A 14,459-nucleotide genomic window follows, 5' to 3' on the forward strand; every position below is an offset into this window, starting at 1 on the left:
AACGCCAAGGTCTAACAGGCCCCTCTCCCGCCTTCGCTACGCTCGGCACCCTCTCCCCTGAAGGGGAGAGGGGAAATTGCCCAACTTGCCCCCGCATCTATAAGGCCCTATTGCGCGCGCCCATGAACAACAAGCATGCCCCCGACCCCGCTCTCCTCGCCAAGGCCGAAACGCTCGTGGAGGCGCTGCCTTATATGCAGCGATATGCGGGGCAGACGTTCGTCGTGAAATATGGCGGCCATGCGATGGGCGATCCCGAGGCAGCGCGCGATTTTGCCGAGGATGTCGTGCTGATGAAGGCGGTCGGCATCAATGTCGTCGTCGTGCATGGCGGCGGGCCGCAGATCGGCGCGATGCTCAAGAAGCTGGGCGTCGAATCGCACTTCGTGAACGGCCTGCGCGTCACCGACAGGGAAACGGCGCAGATTGCCGAAATGGTGCTGGCGGGCTCCATCAACAAGGAAATCGTTGGCTGGATTTCCGGCGCGGGCGGCAAGGCGGTCGGCATTTCCGGCAAGGATGGCGGGCTCGTCCTGTGCGAGAAGGTCGGCGATACGCGGGCGCCCGATCCCAATTCGGGGATTGAGCGCAATGTCGACCTCGGCTTTGTCGGCGATCCGGTGAAGGTCGATCGGTCGATCCTCGACACGCTGACGCAGAGCGGCATCATCCCGGTCATCGCGCCGGTGGGCATTGGTGCTGACGGGCACACTTATAATGTGAACGCCGACACGATGGCGGGCGCGATCGCGGCGGAGCTTCAGGCTTCGCGCTTCTTCCTGCTGACCGATGTCGCGGGCGTGCTGGACAAGCAGGGGCAGTTGCTGACTGACCTCGACCCGGCGGCGATCAAGGTGCTGCAAGAGGATGGCACGATCAGCGGCGGCATGATTCCGAAGCTGGAAACCTGCGTGAAGGCGGTCGAGGGCGGCGTGGACGCTGCTGTCATTCTCGACGGACGGGTGCCGCATGCGATGCTGCTGGAGATTTTCACGAAGCGGGGTGCGGGTACTTTAGTGCGGCGGTGAGGGATTCTCCCATCGTCATCCCAGCGGAAGCTGGGATCTTAAGCCCGGTTGCGCTTCCTCTCCTGAGATCCCAGCGTTCGCTGGGATGACGCCAAGTAGGCAGAAGAACAAGGGAACCCTTGTCGCGGCCTCCCCCGCTCGGCTAGAGCAGCGGCAGTCAATTTGGAGACCGCATGGCCTACGCGCTCTATCAGATCATTGTCATCCTGCTCGATGTGCTGTGGTGGATCATCATCATCCAGGCGATCATGAGCTGGTTGATCGCCTTCAATGTCATCAACACGTCCAGCGATATCGTACGCACGATCATCGTGGCGCTCGACCGGATGACGGCGCCGATCTACAATCCGATCCGACGGGTGATGCCTGACCTTGGCGCGCTCGACCTGTCGCCGATGGTCGTGCTGCTCGCCATCCTCATCATCCGACAGGCCATATTGCCGCCGCTCTTCGGGCAGGTGTGAGCGTCTGGCGACAGGACGGCAACGACCTGCTGCTCTCTGTCCGGTTGACGCCGGGCGCGGCGCGTGAAGATATCGGCGGGTGCTGGACGGACGAGAAGGGCGCGCAATGGCTGGGCGCGCGCGTCCGCGCAGTCGCGGAAAAGGGCAGGGCGAACACGGCGCTCATCGCGCTGCTCGCTAAGGGGCTAGACTGGCCACGCAGCGCGATTTTGCTGGAATCGGGTGACAGCAACCGGCTAAAGCGGCTTCGTATCAAGGGCGGTGTCGACGCGCTGGCGCGCCTGTCCGCCATCATCAAGGAACGGGTTGAGGCAGCATGACCATCGGCAAGATCATCGACGGAAAAGCCTTCGCCGCCACGCTGCGCGCGAAAGTGGCGGAGGGCGTCGCCGCCTTTGTCGAACGTACGGGGCGCAAGCCGGGCCTCGCCGTCGTGCTGGTGGGCGAGGACCCGGCCAGTTCCGTCTATGTCCGCAACAAGGGCAAGATGACGGTCGAGGCGGGCATGGAAAGCCTGGAGTTCAAGCTGCCCGCCAGCATCGGCGAGGATGCGTTGCTCGAACTGGTCGAGGAATTGAACGCCGATGACCGGGTGGACGGCATTCTCGTCCAGTTGCCGTTGCCCGGCCATATTGACGAGGCGGCGGTGATCGGCACGATCGACCCGGCCAAGGATGTGGACGGGTTCCATGTCGTCAATTCCGGACGGCTGGCGACGGGGCAGGAGGCGCTGGTGCCCTGTACGCCACTGGGCTGCATCATGCTGCTGAAGGATGAGTTGGGCGACCTGTCAGGCATGGAGGCGGTGGTCGTGGGCCGCTCCAACATCGTGGGCAAGCCGATGGCGCAATTGCTGCTGGCCGAGAATTGCACAGTCACGATCGCGCATAGCCACACGCGGGACCTGGCTTCGGTCGTGCATCGCGCCGACATCGTAGTGGCCGCCGTGGGCCGCGCCGAGATGGTGAAGGGCGAATGGATCAAGCCGGGCGCCACCGTCATCGACGTCGGCATCAACCGCGTGACCGACACCGAAGATGGCAAGAGCCGGATCGTCGGCGACGTCGCCACGGCGGAAGCGCTGGCCCATGTGGGGGCGATCACGCCGGTGCCGGGCGGTGTCGGGCCGATGACGATCGCGGTGCTGCTGCGCAATACGCTGGTGGCGGCCCATGCGCGCGCGGGGCTGGCGAAGCCGGAGGGGCTGTGACAGCAAGGCGGGCCGTCCTGATCGCGGCTTGCCTTATCGGGCTGGTCGCGGCGCGGCCGCCGATGCGGCATCAGCCTGATCCCAGTTCCGTCTTCGCCGCCGAAATTGCCTTCAACCGTCTTGCGCGCGACAAGGGGCAATGGACCGCCTTTCGCGAGACCGCCGCCGAGGATGCGGTGATGTTCGTGCCGCAGAGGGTGTTGGCGAAACAATGGTTGAAGGGGCGGGCCGATCCGCCCAAGCCGGTGAGCTGGACGCCGTCCCTCATTCATGTCTCGTGCGACGGCAATCTGGCGGCGAGCACGGGCAACTGGCAGCGGCCGGATGGAACGGTCGGCTATTTCACGACGATCTGGCGGCGGGACAAGCGGGGCGCGTGGGAATGGGTGCTGGATCATGGCGATACGCTGGCCGCGCCGCGTGCCGCGCCGGAGTTTCTGGTGGGGAAGGTCGCCACCTGCAAGCGGGGCAAAACGCCTGAGATGGTGGGCGCCAAGGCGAAAGCAGCGGTGCCACCTACCGATGAAAGCCTTTTGTGGAATGCGGAGGTTGCGCCCGATGGCGGGCGTCATGTCACTGTGCGCGTCTGGAACGGGACGAGCTATGACATGGTGATAGACGACAGGGTGGCGGCGCCGGGGGCATGATCGAGCTGTTCATCTCCGCCTTCGTCACGCTGTTCGTGGTCATCGATCCGCCCGGTTGCGCGCCCATCTATGCCAGCCTGACCACCGGGGCGAGCCATGCGCAGCGGCGCGCGATGGCGATCCGCGCGGTTGGCATCGCGGCGGTGATCCTGTTTATCTTTGCGCTGTGGGGGAAGCAGCTGCTGGGGGTGTTGGGCATCGCACTCGACAGCTTCCGGATCGCGGGCGGGATCATGCTGTTCATCATCGCCATGGACATGGTGTTCGAAAAGCGCACCCAAAGGCGCGAGGACCGCGCGCACAAGATCGCCGAGACGCCCGAGGTCGAGGATGTGTCGGTATTCCCGATGGCGATGCCGATGATCGCGGGACCGGGGTCGATCGCCACGGTGATGCTGCTGATGTCGCGGGCGGATGGTATAGCCGAGCGGCTGGTCGTCATGGGCGCGGTGTTGGTGACGCTGGTGCTGATGCTGGGGGCGTTGCTGGCGGCGGGGCCGATTATGGCGCGGCTGGGCAGCAAGATCGAGGCGGTGATTACGCGCTTGTTGGGGGTGCTGCTGGCGGCGCTGGCCGCGCAATTCGTGATCGATGGGCTGAAGGCGAGTTTTTAGAGCGTGATAGTCGTACGCGGAAGCATCCGCATTTATGCTCCTTTTCGTCGCCCCGGGCTCGACCCAGGGTCCCGTGCCTCGGCAGCGTCAGACAAGAAGCGGGACCCCGGATCAAGTCCGGGGTGACGATTACTCACATATGATCATGCTTTAGGATCGTCCCGACAAGACGCCCGAATGCCCGCTAAAAAAGAAGCCGGGAGCGCTTGTGGCGCGTCCCGGCTCCGTTCGAAGTGGCGGCAGGCTTAAGCCCGGACGTCGCTTTCCGTGACCGGCGCGATCTTGATTTCGACGCGGCGGTTGCTGGCCTTGCCCTCGACCGTGGCGTTGGAGGCGATGGGCTGCGTTTCGCCGAAGCCGCGCGTTGCGATGCGAGCCGACTGGACGCCGTGGCTGGTCAGATAGTCAGCGACCGACTGGGCGCGGCGTTCTGACAGGGTCTGGTTATAGGCGTCCGCACCGTCGCTGTCGGTGTGGCCGTAAACGTCGATATAGGTTTTGGGATATTGTGCGAGGACGGACGACACTTCGTCCAGCGTCGGGCGGAACTGCGGCTGCACGGCGGCGCTGTCGGTGGTGAAGGTGATGCCCGACGGCATGCGCAGCACCAGATTGTCGCCATCGCGGATCACGTCCACGCCGCTGCCGGCGGTTTCCTCGCGCAGCTTGCGTTCCTGCGCGTCCATGTAAGCGCCGATGCCTGCACCCGCGACCGCGCCGATGCCTGCGCCCAGGATCTTTTCCGTGCGGTCACGCTTGCCGCCGACCAGGTCGCCGAGCAGATAGCCGCCCAGCGCCCCGCCGATGCCGCCGATCGCGGCCTTGGAAATCTGACGCTGCCCGGTGTTCGGGTCGGTCGTGCAGGCGGCGGTGGCGAGCATGGCGGCCAGACCAGCCGTACCCATGATGCGATGAGAAATCCGCATAGATTCAGTTCCCTTTTTGTCTTGCACCCGAAAGCGCGGATGCAGGCCCCAATCGTCAAAGCCCGCCTTTTGTTCCACAGGCGAACTGAACCGCAGGTGAGGGGACGGTTGTGAAACTGTAAGGAACAGGGTTATAGGGCGTAGCTGACCACCATGGCCACGATCCCCCTGCACGCTCCGACGCCCTTTCCCTGGGCAGACCTCGTCATCATTCTGGCGCTGGTCGCTCTGAATGGCGTTTTCGCCATGTCGGAACTGGCGATCGTGTCGGCTCGCCGCCCCCGGTTGCAGGCGATGGAGAAGGCGGGGCGGCGGGGCGCGCGCACGGCGCTGATGCTGGCGAGCGATCCCGGCAAGTTCCTTTCCACGGTCCAGATCGGCATCACCCTGATCGGCATCATCGCGGGCGCCTATTCCGGCGCGAGCCTTGGCGGACCCGTTGGCGAGCGGCTCCAGCAATTCGGATTGTCGCCCAATAGCGCCGAGAGTCTGGGTTTTGCGCTGGTCATCGGCCTTACCACCTATGCCTCGCTGATCATCGGGGAACTGGTGCCCAAGCAGTTCGCCCTGCGCTCGCCTGAACCCATTGCAGTCATCATGGCGACGCCGATGCTCTGGCTCGCCAAGATTACCGCGCCGATCGTGTGGGTGCTGGACGGGTCGAGCGCGCTCATTTTCCGCCTGCTGCGCATGACGCGGGAGTCGGAACATCATGTGACGGCCGAGGAATTGCACCTGATCGTCGCGGAGGCGAGCCGGTCTGGCGTGATCGAGGAAAGCGAGCGCGCGATCATTTCGGGCGTCGTGCGGTTGGCCGACCGGCCGGTGCGCGAAGTCATGACGCCGCGCATGGATGTGGACTGGATCGACATCGGCGCGGATGATGAAACCATTCGGGCAAGGCTGCTGGAAACGCCGCATACGCGTCTGCCGGTGGGCCGTGGAACGGTCGAGGATATTATCGGCGTCGTGCAGGCGCGCGACATCATGACCGCGCTGTTCAGGGGAGAGCGGCTGAACCTGGAGTCATTGATGCGCCGTGTGGAGGTCGTGCCCGATCAGGTCGATGCGATGGACGCGCTGGAAGTGCTGCGCCGTGCGGACGTGCCCATGGTGATGGTGCATGACGAATATGGCCATTTCGAAGGCATCGCGACGCCCGCCGACCTGCTGTCCGCCATCGCGGGGCATTTCGCGTCCGATCGCGACGTGCATGATGAACCTGACCTTGTCGAACGGGAGGACGGCAGCTTGCTGGTGTCGGGCCAGATGCCGATGGACCTGCTCGCGGATCGGATCGGCATCGACCTGCCCGAGGACCGCGATTATGCCACGGTGGCGGGCCACGCGCTGTGGCTGCTCAAGCGCTTGCCTGAGGTCGGTGATTTCATCGACGACCAGGGGTGGCGATTTGAAATTGTCGATATGGATGGGCGCAAAATCGACAAGCTGCTGGTCGCGGAGCGTTAAAACGGCCTTCTGGCGACATTGCAGGAGATTCGGGTCGGCTTGTGACCAGGGCCGGTCATAAGGACGCTTGATTCCGATAGGCGAACGCACCCATTGGCTTGGGCGAGATAATTCGATATTTCGGATTTTATCGAATAGTCGAATCGGAAGGTCGCCATCCGTGGCAGGTGAAAATCAGCAGATGTCGTTACCGGACGCCGTCGAAGCACTGTCGGCATTGGCGCATAATCACAGGCTGGCCGTCTTCCGCCTGCTTGTTCGTGCAGGGGCCTCAGGTGTCCCGGCCGGAGAAATAGCGCGCGAAGTGGGCGTATTGCCAAGCACGCTCTCCACGCATCTCACCATCTTAGGGCACGCTGGCCTGATCCAGTCCCGACGCGAGGGGCGATCGGTTATTTACTCCGCCGATTATGAGGGGATGGGTGATCTTCTGAAGTTCCTCGTTTCCGACTGCTGCGCAGGACGTCCGGAAATCTGCGCACCTTTGGTCGCCATGGTGGACACCGCAAATTGCTGTTCGCCTCAATGACAGTCATCCGCAACATTGCCGCTGAAGCCTTGGGCACGGCCATGCTGTTGGCCGTCGTCGTGGGGTCGGGGATCATGGGACAGCGGCTTGCCGCCGGTAACGATGCGATTGCGTTGTTGGCGAACACGGTGGCGACCGGGGCGGGCCTCGTCGTCCTGATCCATATGTTCGCGCCGCTGTCAGGCGCACATTTCAACCCGGCGGTAACGCTTGTTTTCCTGCTGCGGGGTGAAGTCACCCCCCAAAAGGCTTTGCAATATGTGGTCGCCCAGATTTGCGGCGCCGTTGTTGGCGTATGGACAGCGCACGCGATGTTCGCCGAGCCAGTGTTGCAAATCTCGACCAAGTTGCGCGACGGCTGGGGGCAGGGTTTTGCGGAAGCCGTCGCCACCTTCGGCCTGATCGGGACGATATTGACGACACAGCGGTCCCGACCCGAGTTCACGCCGACGGCGGTGGGGCTCTACATCACGGCCGCTTATTGGTTCACGGCGTCCACATCCTTCGCCAATCCTGCCGTGACCGTGGCTCGCGGCCTTACGAACAGCTTTGCGGGGATTGCGCCATCATCGATCCCCTTGTTCATCGGCGGCCAAGGCGCAGGCGCCATAGTCGCGCTGATGGTGTTTGGCTGGCTTTTACAGGAGGACCCGTATCGTGCCTGATACCTTTCCCATTACGATATATCACAATCCCGATTGCGGCACGTCGCGTAACGCGCTCGCGATGATCCAGGCTGCGGGCTATCGTCCCGAGGTCATTGAATATCGCGACATCGGCTGGACCCGTTCCCTATTGGAGCGCCTGATCGCCGATATGCGTGCGTCGCCGCGTGATCTGTTGCGAGAAAAGGGCACGCCTGCCGCGGAACTCGGCTTGATGGGCGCGGATGCCACGGATGATCAAATCCTGTCGGCGATGGTTGAGCATCCCATCCTTGTGAATCGCCCTATTGTGGTCTCCCCTCTGGGCACAAAATTGTGTCGTCCCTCAGAGGTCGTATTGACCCTATTGGACCGCCAGCCCGAGCGATTCACCAAGGAGGATGGTGAAGTCGTAAAGCCCTGAGACGACCCGAGTTTCACAAAAGCACTTCCCAAACGCAACGGGCGCGGCATTCACTGCCGCGCCCGTCAGGTTCATCAGGAGGGGCTTGCCCTCCGTTACTTATTTGCCAGCAGCTGCAGGGCCGGTGGCAGGTGCCGCGTTGGCCGGAGCCTTGCCCTCGACGCTTTCGGCAGCGTTCGTCGCATTGGCGGCGGCTTCGCCGGGCGTTGCGCTCGCTTCTGCGGGTGCGGCATCGGCGGCGGGCAGGGGCAGGTTGGAACCCTGCGTGTTGAGCCATGCGATCAGGTTTGCGCGGTCGGCCGGGTTGCCGAGGCCCGCGAAGGTCATCTTGGTGCCGGGCGCGAATTCACGCGGGCTGGTCAGCCAGTGATCCAGATTCTCGAAGGTCCAGTTGCCGCCCTTCTTCTTGAGCGCGTCGGAGAAGGCGAAGCCGCCCTTGCCCTGTCCGATGCCTTCGCCAACGGTAGCATAAAGGTTGGGGCCGATGCCGTTGGCGCCGCCCTGGTTGACGGTGTGGCAGGCCGCGCACTTAGCGAAGACCTTTTCACCGGCGGCGACATCCGCGCTGGCGAGAAGCGTGTTCAGGCCGGGACCAGCAGCTGCGCCGCCTTCACCCTCGGCCTCCACGCCTTCGATCGCATAGCCCATCTTTTCGGGCCGTTCGTCATGGAAATATTTGGAGCTGACGATGCCGCCACCCAGCGCAATGATCCCCGCAAACAACGCCCAGCCTGCAATGGTGTTGAAACGATCACTCATTTCGCTTGGATTCCCTTGAATTTCTGTTCTGGCGGCTTGGTTTCCGCGCCCCCTCTAGCGCGCTGCCATAATGACGCAAGAGCGAACGTGCAAGCATGGTTGGAAGCTGTAACGCCTTCGCCGGTGTCAGTCGGGGATTCCGACACGCTTGCGCGCGCGTGGAGGAGTGCCTAAGCGCGCTTCATCCATGGAAAACTATCCTGCCCCCGCCCGCGCGCTGGTCGCGGAACTCGCCGAAAAGGCCGCAACGGACCCGTCGCGCGCCATCGCCTATCAGGGCGCGCCGGGCGCCAATTCGCACCTTGCGGCGCTTGGCTATGCGCCCGATTGGGTGCCGCTGCCCTGCTTCGCCTTTGAAGATGCGATCGACGCGGTGCGCAATGGCTTGGCGGCGCGGGCGATCATTCCGATCGAAAACAGCCTGCATGGCCGCGTTGCCGACATGCATTTCCTGCTGCCCGAATCGGGGCTGCACATCGTTGACGAATATTTCCTGCGTATCCGCCACTGCCTGATGGCCATCGACGACAGCCCGGTCAAAAGCGCGATCAGCCATCCGCAGGCATTGGGGCAATGCCGTCATTATCTGCGCGAGCGGGGTATCCAGCCGGTGGCCTATGCCGACACGGCGGGAGCCGCGGCGCTGGTCGCGGAATCGCGCAAGCCGGGGGAGGGTGCCGTTGCGCCCTATCTGGCGGCCGAGCTTTACGGCCTCAAGATGGTGGCGGAGAATATCGAGGATAGCGACGACAATATGACGCGCTTCCTTGTGCTGTCGCGCGAGCCGACCATGCCGGAGCCCGATGATGGGCCGGTCATGACGACATTCCTGTTCGAGGTGAAGAATGTCCCCGCCGCGCTGTACAAGGCGATGGGAGGCTTTGCGACCAACGGCGTCAACATGACGAAGCTGGAAAGCTACCAGCGGGGCGCGAGCTTCGCCGCGACGGAGTTCTTCTGCGACATTGAGGGCATGCCCGGCGACCCCGCCGTTGACCGGGCGCTCGCCGAACTGGAATTCCACAGCAAATGGGTGCGCATGCTGGGCAGCTATCGTCAGGCGCGGCCCCGGACCTGATGGGGTGACGGGCCGGGCGCTGCTGCCTATAGTCGATCCCATGCTGGCCGCGATCCTTCTTTCCGCTCTTGCCATGAGCGCGATCGTGGCGGTGCGCTATTTGGTCACCAGCGGCGGCTTTGCGCTGGCGACGCGTGTCCGGCAGCCGGGCCTCTATGCTGGAATGGACCCGCAGATCCGGCGGGAGATTGCGTGGTCGCTGGCGTCGGCGCTGATCTACGGCATTCCGGCGGGCGTGGTCGCCTGGGGATGGCAGGCGCGGGGCTGGACGCGCATCTATACGGATGCCGCCGCCTATTCGCTCGGGTATCTGCCTATATCCGTGCTGCTATACCTCGCGGCGCATGACAGTTGGTTTTACTGGACGCATCGCTGGATGCACCGGCCGCGCCTGTTCCGCGCCGCCCATGCCGTGCATCATGCGAGCCGCCCGCCAACGGCCTGGGCCGCGATGAGCTTTCACCCGTGGGAGGCGTTAAGCGGCGCCATCGTCATTCCGGCGCTGGTGTTCCTGATCCCCATCCATATTGCCGCGCTGGGCTGCGTTTTGGCGATCATGACCGTCATGGGTGTGTCCAACCATATGGGGTGGGAGATGTTTCCGCGCTGGCTGGTGCAGGGACCGGCGGGCCGCTGGCTGATCACTGCCAGCCATCATCAACGGCATCATGAACAATATAATTGCAATTACGGGCTTTATTTTCGTGTCTGGGACCGGCTGTGCGGGACCGACCGGGGATTGGGCGATTTTAGGAAGGCGCACGGATGAAGGAAAAATTGCTGCTCGCGGCCGTGGCCATGATGATCCTGCCCGGCGCCGCGCCAGTGGGCCAGCCGCAGCCGATCAGCATCGGGGTTGAAGGCCTGCGATCGCACAAGGGAAACCTGCTTGTCTGCGTCGCCCGGTCGCCCGCCTATTTTCCCGATTGCAGCCATGATCCCGACAAGCGCCACCTGGTCGTCGCCGCCACGTCAGGGGTGATCCCGTTGGGCGATCTGGCGCCCGGAACCTATGGCGTCGCGATCATCCATGATGAAAATGGCAATGGGAAGCTCGACACGTTCGCCGGTATTCCGCGCGAGGGCGTAGGGTTCTCCCGCAACCCGGCGATCCGGTTCGGCGCGCCCAGTTTCCGATCGGCGCAATTTACCGTGACGGGGTCGGCGATGCGTCAGGACATAAAGGTCAAATATTTCCTCTGATTGCATCCGTCCGGAACTGTAATGGCAGCGAAACATTCTAAACGCTGACCATATTGATGGAACAGGGGATTTATGAACCATCGACAGATATTGTTCGCGGGCCTTGCCTTTATTGCGCTGGGTGCCGCCGACACCGCTTTTGCCCAGACGAACGACAGCAACGTGCTGACCGTCGGGATCGGCGCCGCCGTCATTCCCAGCTATGAAGGGTCGGACGACTATCGGGTGATCCCCGTCCCGCAGCTGCGCGGCAAGGTGAGCGATTTCGCCTTCTGGACCCGCGGGCCGAGCCTGTATTTCGATGTCATTCCCAATCGGGGGCAGGATATTGACCTTCAATTGGGGCCGGTGGCGGGCGTCCGTTTCGATCGGTCGAGCCGCAAGAATATCAAGGATGCCGCAGTGCGCGCGCTTGGCGAACGCGATAAAGCGGTGGAGCTTGGCGGCTTTGTCGGCATCGGCAAGACCGGCGTTCTCACCAGCGCCTACGACAATCTGTCGGTGCGCGTCGCCGTGACGAAGGATGTCGCGGGCGCGCATGAAAGCTTCATCGTGACGCCAGCGATCGAATATTTCACCCCGCTGTCCACGCGCAGCTTCGTGGGTCTGGGCGTGTCGGCCGATTATGTGGGCAAGAAATATGGCCGCTATTATTATGATGTCGATGCCGCCGGGGCGCTGGCGTCCGGTCTGCCGGAATATTCGCGCGCGGGCGATGGTTCGGGTTTCAAAAAGGTCGGCGTCAACCTGACCGGCGGCCTGTCGTTGTCGGGCGACATTCGTAAAGGCTGGGCGCTGTTCGCGCTGGGCGGCTATTCGCGGATGCTGGGCGACTATGCGGACTCGCCCATTGTGAGCATCGCGGGTTCCAGGAATCAATGGATCGGTGCGGTCGGCGTCGGCTATACCTTCTGATCTTGTGCGGATAGGGTGACGCCCCACATAAGGCGCTGTATGGACGCGGCACCCAAGCGCAACAAGGCAGGAGAATACGGCAGTGGCGACCCTAGGAATGAGCGACACCGATCAGGCAGCGGTGGAGGCGTTCCGCCGTGACGTGGTGGACCCGTCGCGCACCAGTCTTGTCATCGTCGATTTCTGGGCGGAATGGTGCGGGCCGTGCAAGCAGTTGACGCCCATCATCGAGAAGGTCTGCGCCGACTATGCGTCCAAGGGCGTGAAGCTGGTGAAGATCAACGTCGATGAGGATAAGTTCATCGCCGCCCAGTTTCGCGTGCAGTCTATCCCGACCGTCTATGCCGTGTTTCAGGGCCAGCCGGTCGCTGACCTCAGTCAGGCACGCACCGAGGGGCAGTTGAAGCAATATCTCGACCAGTTGCTGGCGCAGTTGCCGATCGAATCGGATGAGAAGACGCAGCTGGAGGAAATCGCCCCGCTCATTGAAATGGGCGAGGAAATGTTGGCGGGTGGGGAGCCAGACCGCGCGCTTTCGGTGTTCGAGCAGGTTGGCCAGATGGTGCCTGACAATGCGGATGTCGCTTCCGGCCATGCCCGCGCACTGGTGGCGCTTGGGCAGCTGGATGAAGCGGAGGCCGTGCTCGCCGCTCTGCCCGCCGACGTAGCCAAGGATCAGGCGATCGACCGCGCCCGCGCCGCCATTGCTTTGGCGCGCGACGCCAGACCCGTCGCGGACCTGTCCGGGGTCGAGGCGAAGGTTGCCGCCAATCCCGACGATCATGATGCACGCTTCGAACTGGCGGGCGGCCTGATGGCGAATGGCGAGCGGGACCGGGCCGCCGACGAACTGCTGGAGATTGTCCGCCGCGACCGGGAATGGAATGACGGCGCGGCAAAGGCGCAGCTGCTCAAGCTGTTCGAGGCCACCGGCCTTGAAGACCCGTGGGTCGCGGGGCAGCGGCGGAAATTGTCGCAGATCCTCTTTTCCTGACGGCGCGGCCGGTGAACCGCGCCCGCGTCTCCATCTTTCCGTTGTCCGGGGCGCTGTTGCTGCCGGGCATGGACATGCCGCTGCACATATTCGAGCCGCGTTACCGGGCGCTGATCCATGATGCCATGGCGCGGGACCGGCGCATCGGCATGATCCAGCCGCGTGGGGAGGGGGCCACGCCCGCCCTGTACGATGTCGGATGCCTGGGCCGCATAAGCGAGTTTGAAGTGCTGGATGACGGCCGTTTCAACATCATATTGGAAGGGCTGGCGCGTTTTCGGGTGATCCGCGAACTCGACGTCACCACCGCCTTTCGCCAGATCGAGGCCGATGTCGAGCAAGCGCCGGAGGATGAAGTTCTCCACGCCGTCGAGCGCGCGGCGCTTGAACAGGAATCGCGGCGCTTTGCCGAAGCATTGGGCTATGTCGTGGACTGGACCGCCGTGTCGCGGCTCGACGACACGTCGCTGGTGAACGGCATAGCCCAGATCGCGCCCTTCGATCCTGCCGCCAAGCAGACCTTGCTGGAGGCGGACAGCCTAAGCGAGCGGTGCGACCGGATCATTCAGCTGATGCAGATCGTTGGCCGGATGGAGCCTGATGGCGGGGCGACGATGCAATGAGCGTGGCGCCCGATCCTTATCTGTTGGCGAAGCTGGTCTGCCCTGTGACGCGGACGCCGTTGCGATGGGATGCTGAGAGCAGCGAGCTTGTTTCGGAGGCGGCGGGTTTGGCCTTTCCGGTGCGTGATGGCGTGCCGGTGCTGGTGGTGCGGGAAGCGAGGTCGCTAGGTTAGAAAATCCTCCCCATCGAAAGATGGGGAGGGGGACCGCCGCCCATGGCGGTGGTGGAGGGGAAGGACGCGCAGGTCGTGCCATTTTCCCCTCCACCATGCTTCGCATGGTCCCCCTCCCCATGCTCGGCATGGGGAGGATTTGACTCTAAGACTCCAAAGCCGTCTCGATCAGATCCCGGCCTTCCTTACTGTTCCAGTCCATCGCGCCGATCACGCGCAACATCTCCTTGCCCTCCCGGTCGTACAGCACGGTGGTGGGCAGCATGCCGGTCGCATAGTGGAAGCCGAACTGGTTTTCCGGATCGATGAAGCTCTTAAGGTGCGGCAGCGCATGCTTGGCGAAGAAGGGTTTCACCACGCTTTCGCCCTGGCTGTCCTGAGATATGGTCAGTACGGCGAGACCCTTGGCCCCGTAAGCCTTGGCGACGGCATCTAGGGTCGGCATTTCCGCGATGCAGGGCGCGCACCATGTCGCCCACAGGTTCACCAGCAACGGCTTGCCCGCGAAATCCTGCAAGGTGGCGTCCTTGCCATCCGGCCCGGCGAAGGCGAAATCGGGGGCGGGGGTGCCTGCCTTTGAACGGTCGAGCGTGAAGCTGAACGCGCCTTTGCCGCTTTGCGGGGCGGCCGTCCCCTCTCTGGGCGCCTCGCCGCTTGTCGGGGGGACTGGCGCGCTGCTATTGGCTTGATCTTGCCCCGCGCCCGGCGATTGCCTATCGCACGCGCCGAGGCCAGCCAGCAGGAGCAGTGTCATTACG

General features: G+C 63.5%; 20 protein-coding genes. 17 read left to right on the forward strand and 3 right to left on the reverse strand.

What is annotated here, in order from left to right; translation table 11 throughout:
- The first annotated feature begins 122 nt into the window (after positions 1-122).
- From argB to ACZ5TH_RS00330, 6 genes are all read left to right on the forward strand, one after another.
- A complete protein-coding gene (argB, locus tag ACZ5TH_RS00305; RefSeq protein ID WP_464794210.1) occupies positions 123-1,028 on the forward strand; it encodes an acetylglutamate kinase in 906 nt (301 codons plus the stop codon).
- A 173-nt stretch (positions 1,029-1,201) separates the two neighbouring features.
- A complete protein-coding gene (locus ACZ5TH_RS00310; RefSeq protein WP_460987406.1) occupies positions 1,202-1,492 on the forward strand; it encodes a YggT family protein in 291 nt (96 codons plus the stop codon).
- Positions 1,489-1,812 carry a DUF167 domain-containing protein gene (locus tag ACZ5TH_RS00315; RefSeq protein WP_464794211.1) on the forward strand — a complete coding sequence of 108 codons (324 nt, stop codon included), beginning with the start codon at positions 1,489-1,491 and terminating at the stop codon, positions 1,810-1,812. The genes ACZ5TH_RS00310 and ACZ5TH_RS00315 overlap by 4 nt, the downstream gene beginning before the upstream one ends.
- The gene (gene folD, locus ACZ5TH_RS00320; protein ID WP_464794212.1) at positions 1,809-2,702 is read left to right on the forward strand and encodes a bifunctional methylenetetrahydrofolate dehydrogenase/methenyltetrahydrofolate cyclohydrolase FolD; all 894 of its coding nucleotides are present in this window, start codon (positions 1,809-1,811) and stop codon (positions 2,700-2,702) included. The genes ACZ5TH_RS00315 and folD overlap by 4 nt, the downstream gene beginning before the upstream one ends.
- A complete protein-coding gene (locus tag ACZ5TH_RS00325; protein ID WP_464794213.1) occupies positions 2,699-3,349 on the forward strand; it encodes a Cif family virulence factor in 651 nt (216 codons plus the stop codon). Before folD ends, ACZ5TH_RS00325 begins: the two co-directional genes overlap by 4 nt.
- On the forward strand, positions 3,346-3,963 hold the full coding sequence (locus ACZ5TH_RS00330) for a MarC family protein (RefSeq protein WP_464794214.1): 618 nt from the start codon (positions 3,346-3,348) through the stop codon (positions 3,961-3,963). Before ACZ5TH_RS00325 ends, ACZ5TH_RS00330 begins: the two co-directional genes overlap by 4 nt.
- A 245-nt stretch (positions 3,964-4,208) precedes the next feature.
- On the opposite strand, the gene ACZ5TH_RS00335 is transcribed toward ACZ5TH_RS00330, so the two are convergent.
- A complete protein-coding gene (locus ACZ5TH_RS00335; protein WP_449471064.1) occupies positions 4,209-4,889 on the reverse strand; it encodes a YiaD family glycine zipper/OmpA-like lipoprotein in 681 nt (226 codons plus the stop codon).
- A 153-nt stretch (positions 4,890-5,042) separates the two neighbouring features.
- Between ACZ5TH_RS00335 and ACZ5TH_RS00340 the strand changes: the two genes are divergently transcribed.
- From ACZ5TH_RS00340 to ACZ5TH_RS00355, 4 genes are all read left to right on the forward strand, one after another.
- On the forward strand, positions 5,043-6,359 hold the full coding sequence (locus ACZ5TH_RS00340) for a hemolysin family protein (protein ID WP_464794215.1): 1,317 nt from the start codon (positions 5,043-5,045) through the stop codon (positions 6,357-6,359).
- A 160-nt stretch (positions 6,360-6,519) separates the two neighbouring features.
- On the forward strand, positions 6,520-6,888 hold the full coding sequence (locus ACZ5TH_RS00345; RefSeq protein ID WP_464794216.1) for an ArsR/SmtB family transcription factor: 369 nt from the start codon (positions 6,520-6,522) through the stop codon (positions 6,886-6,888).
- Positions 6,885-7,553: an aquaporin gene (locus ACZ5TH_RS00350; RefSeq protein WP_464794217.1), complete on the forward strand. Its 669-nt coding sequence runs from the start codon at positions 6,885-6,887 to the stop codon at positions 7,551-7,553. Before ACZ5TH_RS00345 ends, ACZ5TH_RS00350 begins: the two co-directional genes overlap by 4 nt.
- Before the next feature lie 61 nt (positions 7,554-7,614).
- The gene (locus ACZ5TH_RS00355) at positions 7,615-7,956 is read left to right on the forward strand and encodes an ArsC/Spx/MgsR family protein (RefSeq protein ID WP_464795120.1); all 342 of its coding nucleotides are present in this window, start codon (positions 7,615-7,617) and stop codon (positions 7,954-7,956) included.
- A 99-nt stretch (positions 7,957-8,055) separates the two neighbouring features.
- On the opposite strand, the gene ACZ5TH_RS00360 is transcribed toward ACZ5TH_RS00355, so the two are convergent.
- Positions 8,056-8,715: a c-type cytochrome gene (locus tag ACZ5TH_RS00360; protein WP_449471072.1), complete on the reverse strand. Its 660-nt coding sequence runs from the start codon at positions 8,713-8,715 to the stop codon at positions 8,056-8,058.
- A gap of 187 nt (positions 8,716-8,902) precedes the next feature.
- On the opposite strand from ACZ5TH_RS00360, the gene ACZ5TH_RS00365 reads away from it, so the two are divergent.
- The 7 genes from ACZ5TH_RS00365 (at position 8,903) to ACZ5TH_RS00395 (ending at position 13,701) form a co-directional block, all read left to right on the forward strand.
- Positions 8,903-9,793 (forward strand): prephenate dehydratase, encoded by an 891-nt coding sequence (locus ACZ5TH_RS00365; RefSeq protein WP_464794218.1) that lies wholly within the window; start codon positions 8,903-8,905, stop codon positions 9,791-9,793.
- A 40-nt stretch (positions 9,794-9,833) separates the two neighbouring features.
- Positions 9,834-10,562 (forward strand): sterol desaturase family protein, encoded by a 729-nt coding sequence (locus ACZ5TH_RS00370; RefSeq protein WP_464795121.1) that lies wholly within the window; start codon positions 9,834-9,836, stop codon positions 10,560-10,562.
- Entirely contained in the window at positions 10,559-10,996 is a 438-nt protein-coding gene (locus ACZ5TH_RS00375; RefSeq protein ID WP_464794219.1) for a DUF2141 domain-containing protein, read from the forward strand. The genes ACZ5TH_RS00370 and ACZ5TH_RS00375 overlap by 4 nt, the downstream gene beginning before the upstream one ends.
- Before the next feature lie 72 nt (positions 10,997-11,068).
- Positions 11,069-11,911: a MipA/OmpV family protein gene (locus tag ACZ5TH_RS00380; RefSeq protein ID WP_464794220.1), complete on the forward strand. Its 843-nt coding sequence runs from the start codon at positions 11,069-11,071 to the stop codon at positions 11,909-11,911.
- An 82-nt stretch (positions 11,912-11,993) separates the two neighbouring features.
- Positions 11,994-12,905 (forward strand): tetratricopeptide repeat protein, encoded by a 912-nt coding sequence (locus tag ACZ5TH_RS00385; protein WP_464794221.1) that lies wholly within the window; start codon positions 11,994-11,996, stop codon positions 12,903-12,905.
- A gap of 11 nt (positions 12,906-12,916) precedes the next feature.
- The gene (locus ACZ5TH_RS00390) at positions 12,917-13,528 is read left to right on the forward strand and encodes an LON peptidase substrate-binding domain-containing protein (protein WP_464794222.1); all 612 of its coding nucleotides are present in this window, start codon (positions 12,917-12,919) and stop codon (positions 13,526-13,528) included.
- Positions 13,525-13,701, forward strand: coding sequence for a Trm112 family protein (locus ACZ5TH_RS00395; protein ID WP_464794223.1), 177 nt, complete (start codon positions 13,525-13,527; stop codon positions 13,699-13,701). Before ACZ5TH_RS00390 ends, ACZ5TH_RS00395 begins: the two co-directional genes overlap by 4 nt.
- Before the next feature lie 145 nt (positions 13,702-13,846).
- Here the strand turns inward: ACZ5TH_RS00395 and ACZ5TH_RS00400 are convergent, their stop codons facing one another.
- Positions 13,847-14,455 carry a TlpA family protein disulfide reductase gene (locus ACZ5TH_RS00400; protein WP_449471084.1) on the reverse strand — a complete coding sequence of 203 codons (609 nt, stop codon included), beginning with the start codon at positions 14,453-14,455 and terminating at the stop codon, positions 13,847-13,849.
- Positions 14,456-14,459 lie beyond the last annotated feature (4 nt).

The sequence above is a fragment of the Sphingobium sp. TomTYG73 genome, assembly GCF_055394245.1.

Excerpts from the sequence above, each read along its gene's own strand:
- ACZ5TH_RS00365 (WP_464794218.1), top strand. The coding sequence starts at position 8,903 with ATGGAAAACTATCCTGCCCCCGCCCGCGCGCTGGTCGCGGAACTCGCC.
- ACZ5TH_RS00380 (WP_464794220.1), top strand. The coding sequence starts at position 11,069 with ATGAACCATCGACAGATATTGTTCGCGGGCCTTGCCTTTATTGCGCTG.
- ACZ5TH_RS00375 (WP_464794219.1), top strand. The coding sequence starts at position 10,559 with ATGAAGGAAAAATTGCTGCTCGCGGCCGTGGCCATGATGATCCTGCCC.
- ACZ5TH_RS00395 (WP_464794223.1), top strand. The coding sequence starts at position 13,525 with ATGAGCGTGGCGCCCGATCCTTATCTGTTGGCGAAGCTGGTCTGCCCT.
- ACZ5TH_RS00360 (WP_449471072.1), bottom strand. The coding sequence starts at position 8,715 with ATGAGTGATCGTTTCAACACCATTGCAGGCTGGGCGTTGTTTGCGGGG.
- ACZ5TH_RS00335 (WP_449471064.1), bottom strand. The coding sequence starts at position 4,889 with ATGCGGATTTCTCATCGCATCATGGGTACGGCTGGTCTGGCCGCCATG.
- argB (WP_464794210.1), top strand. The coding sequence starts at position 123 with ATGAACAACAAGCATGCCCCCGACCCCGCTCTCCTCGCCAAGGCCGAA.
- ACZ5TH_RS00370 (WP_464795121.1), top strand. The coding sequence starts at position 9,834 with ATGCTGGCCGCGATCCTTCTTTCCGCTCTTGCCATGAGCGCGATCGTG.
- ACZ5TH_RS00400 (WP_449471084.1), bottom strand. The coding sequence starts at position 14,455 with ATGACACTGCTCCTGCTGGCTGGCCTCGGCGCGTGCGATAGGCAATCG.
- ACZ5TH_RS00340 (WP_464794215.1), top strand. The coding sequence starts at position 5,043 with ATGGCCACGATCCCCCTGCACGCTCCGACGCCCTTTCCCTGGGCAGAC.
- ACZ5TH_RS00355 (WP_464795120.1), top strand. The coding sequence starts at position 7,615 with ATGATCCAGGCTGCGGGCTATCGTCCCGAGGTCATTGAATATCGCGAC.
- ACZ5TH_RS00330 (WP_464794214.1), top strand. The coding sequence starts at position 3,346 with ATGATCGAGCTGTTCATCTCCGCCTTCGTCACGCTGTTCGTGGTCATC.
- ACZ5TH_RS00350 (WP_464794217.1), top strand. The coding sequence starts at position 6,885 with ATGACAGTCATCCGCAACATTGCCGCTGAAGCCTTGGGCACGGCCATG.
- folD (WP_464794212.1), top strand. The coding sequence starts at position 1,809 with ATGACCATCGGCAAGATCATCGACGGAAAAGCCTTCGCCGCCACGCTG.
- ACZ5TH_RS00310 (WP_460987406.1), top strand. The coding sequence starts at position 1,202 with ATGGCCTACGCGCTCTATCAGATCATTGTCATCCTGCTCGATGTGCTG.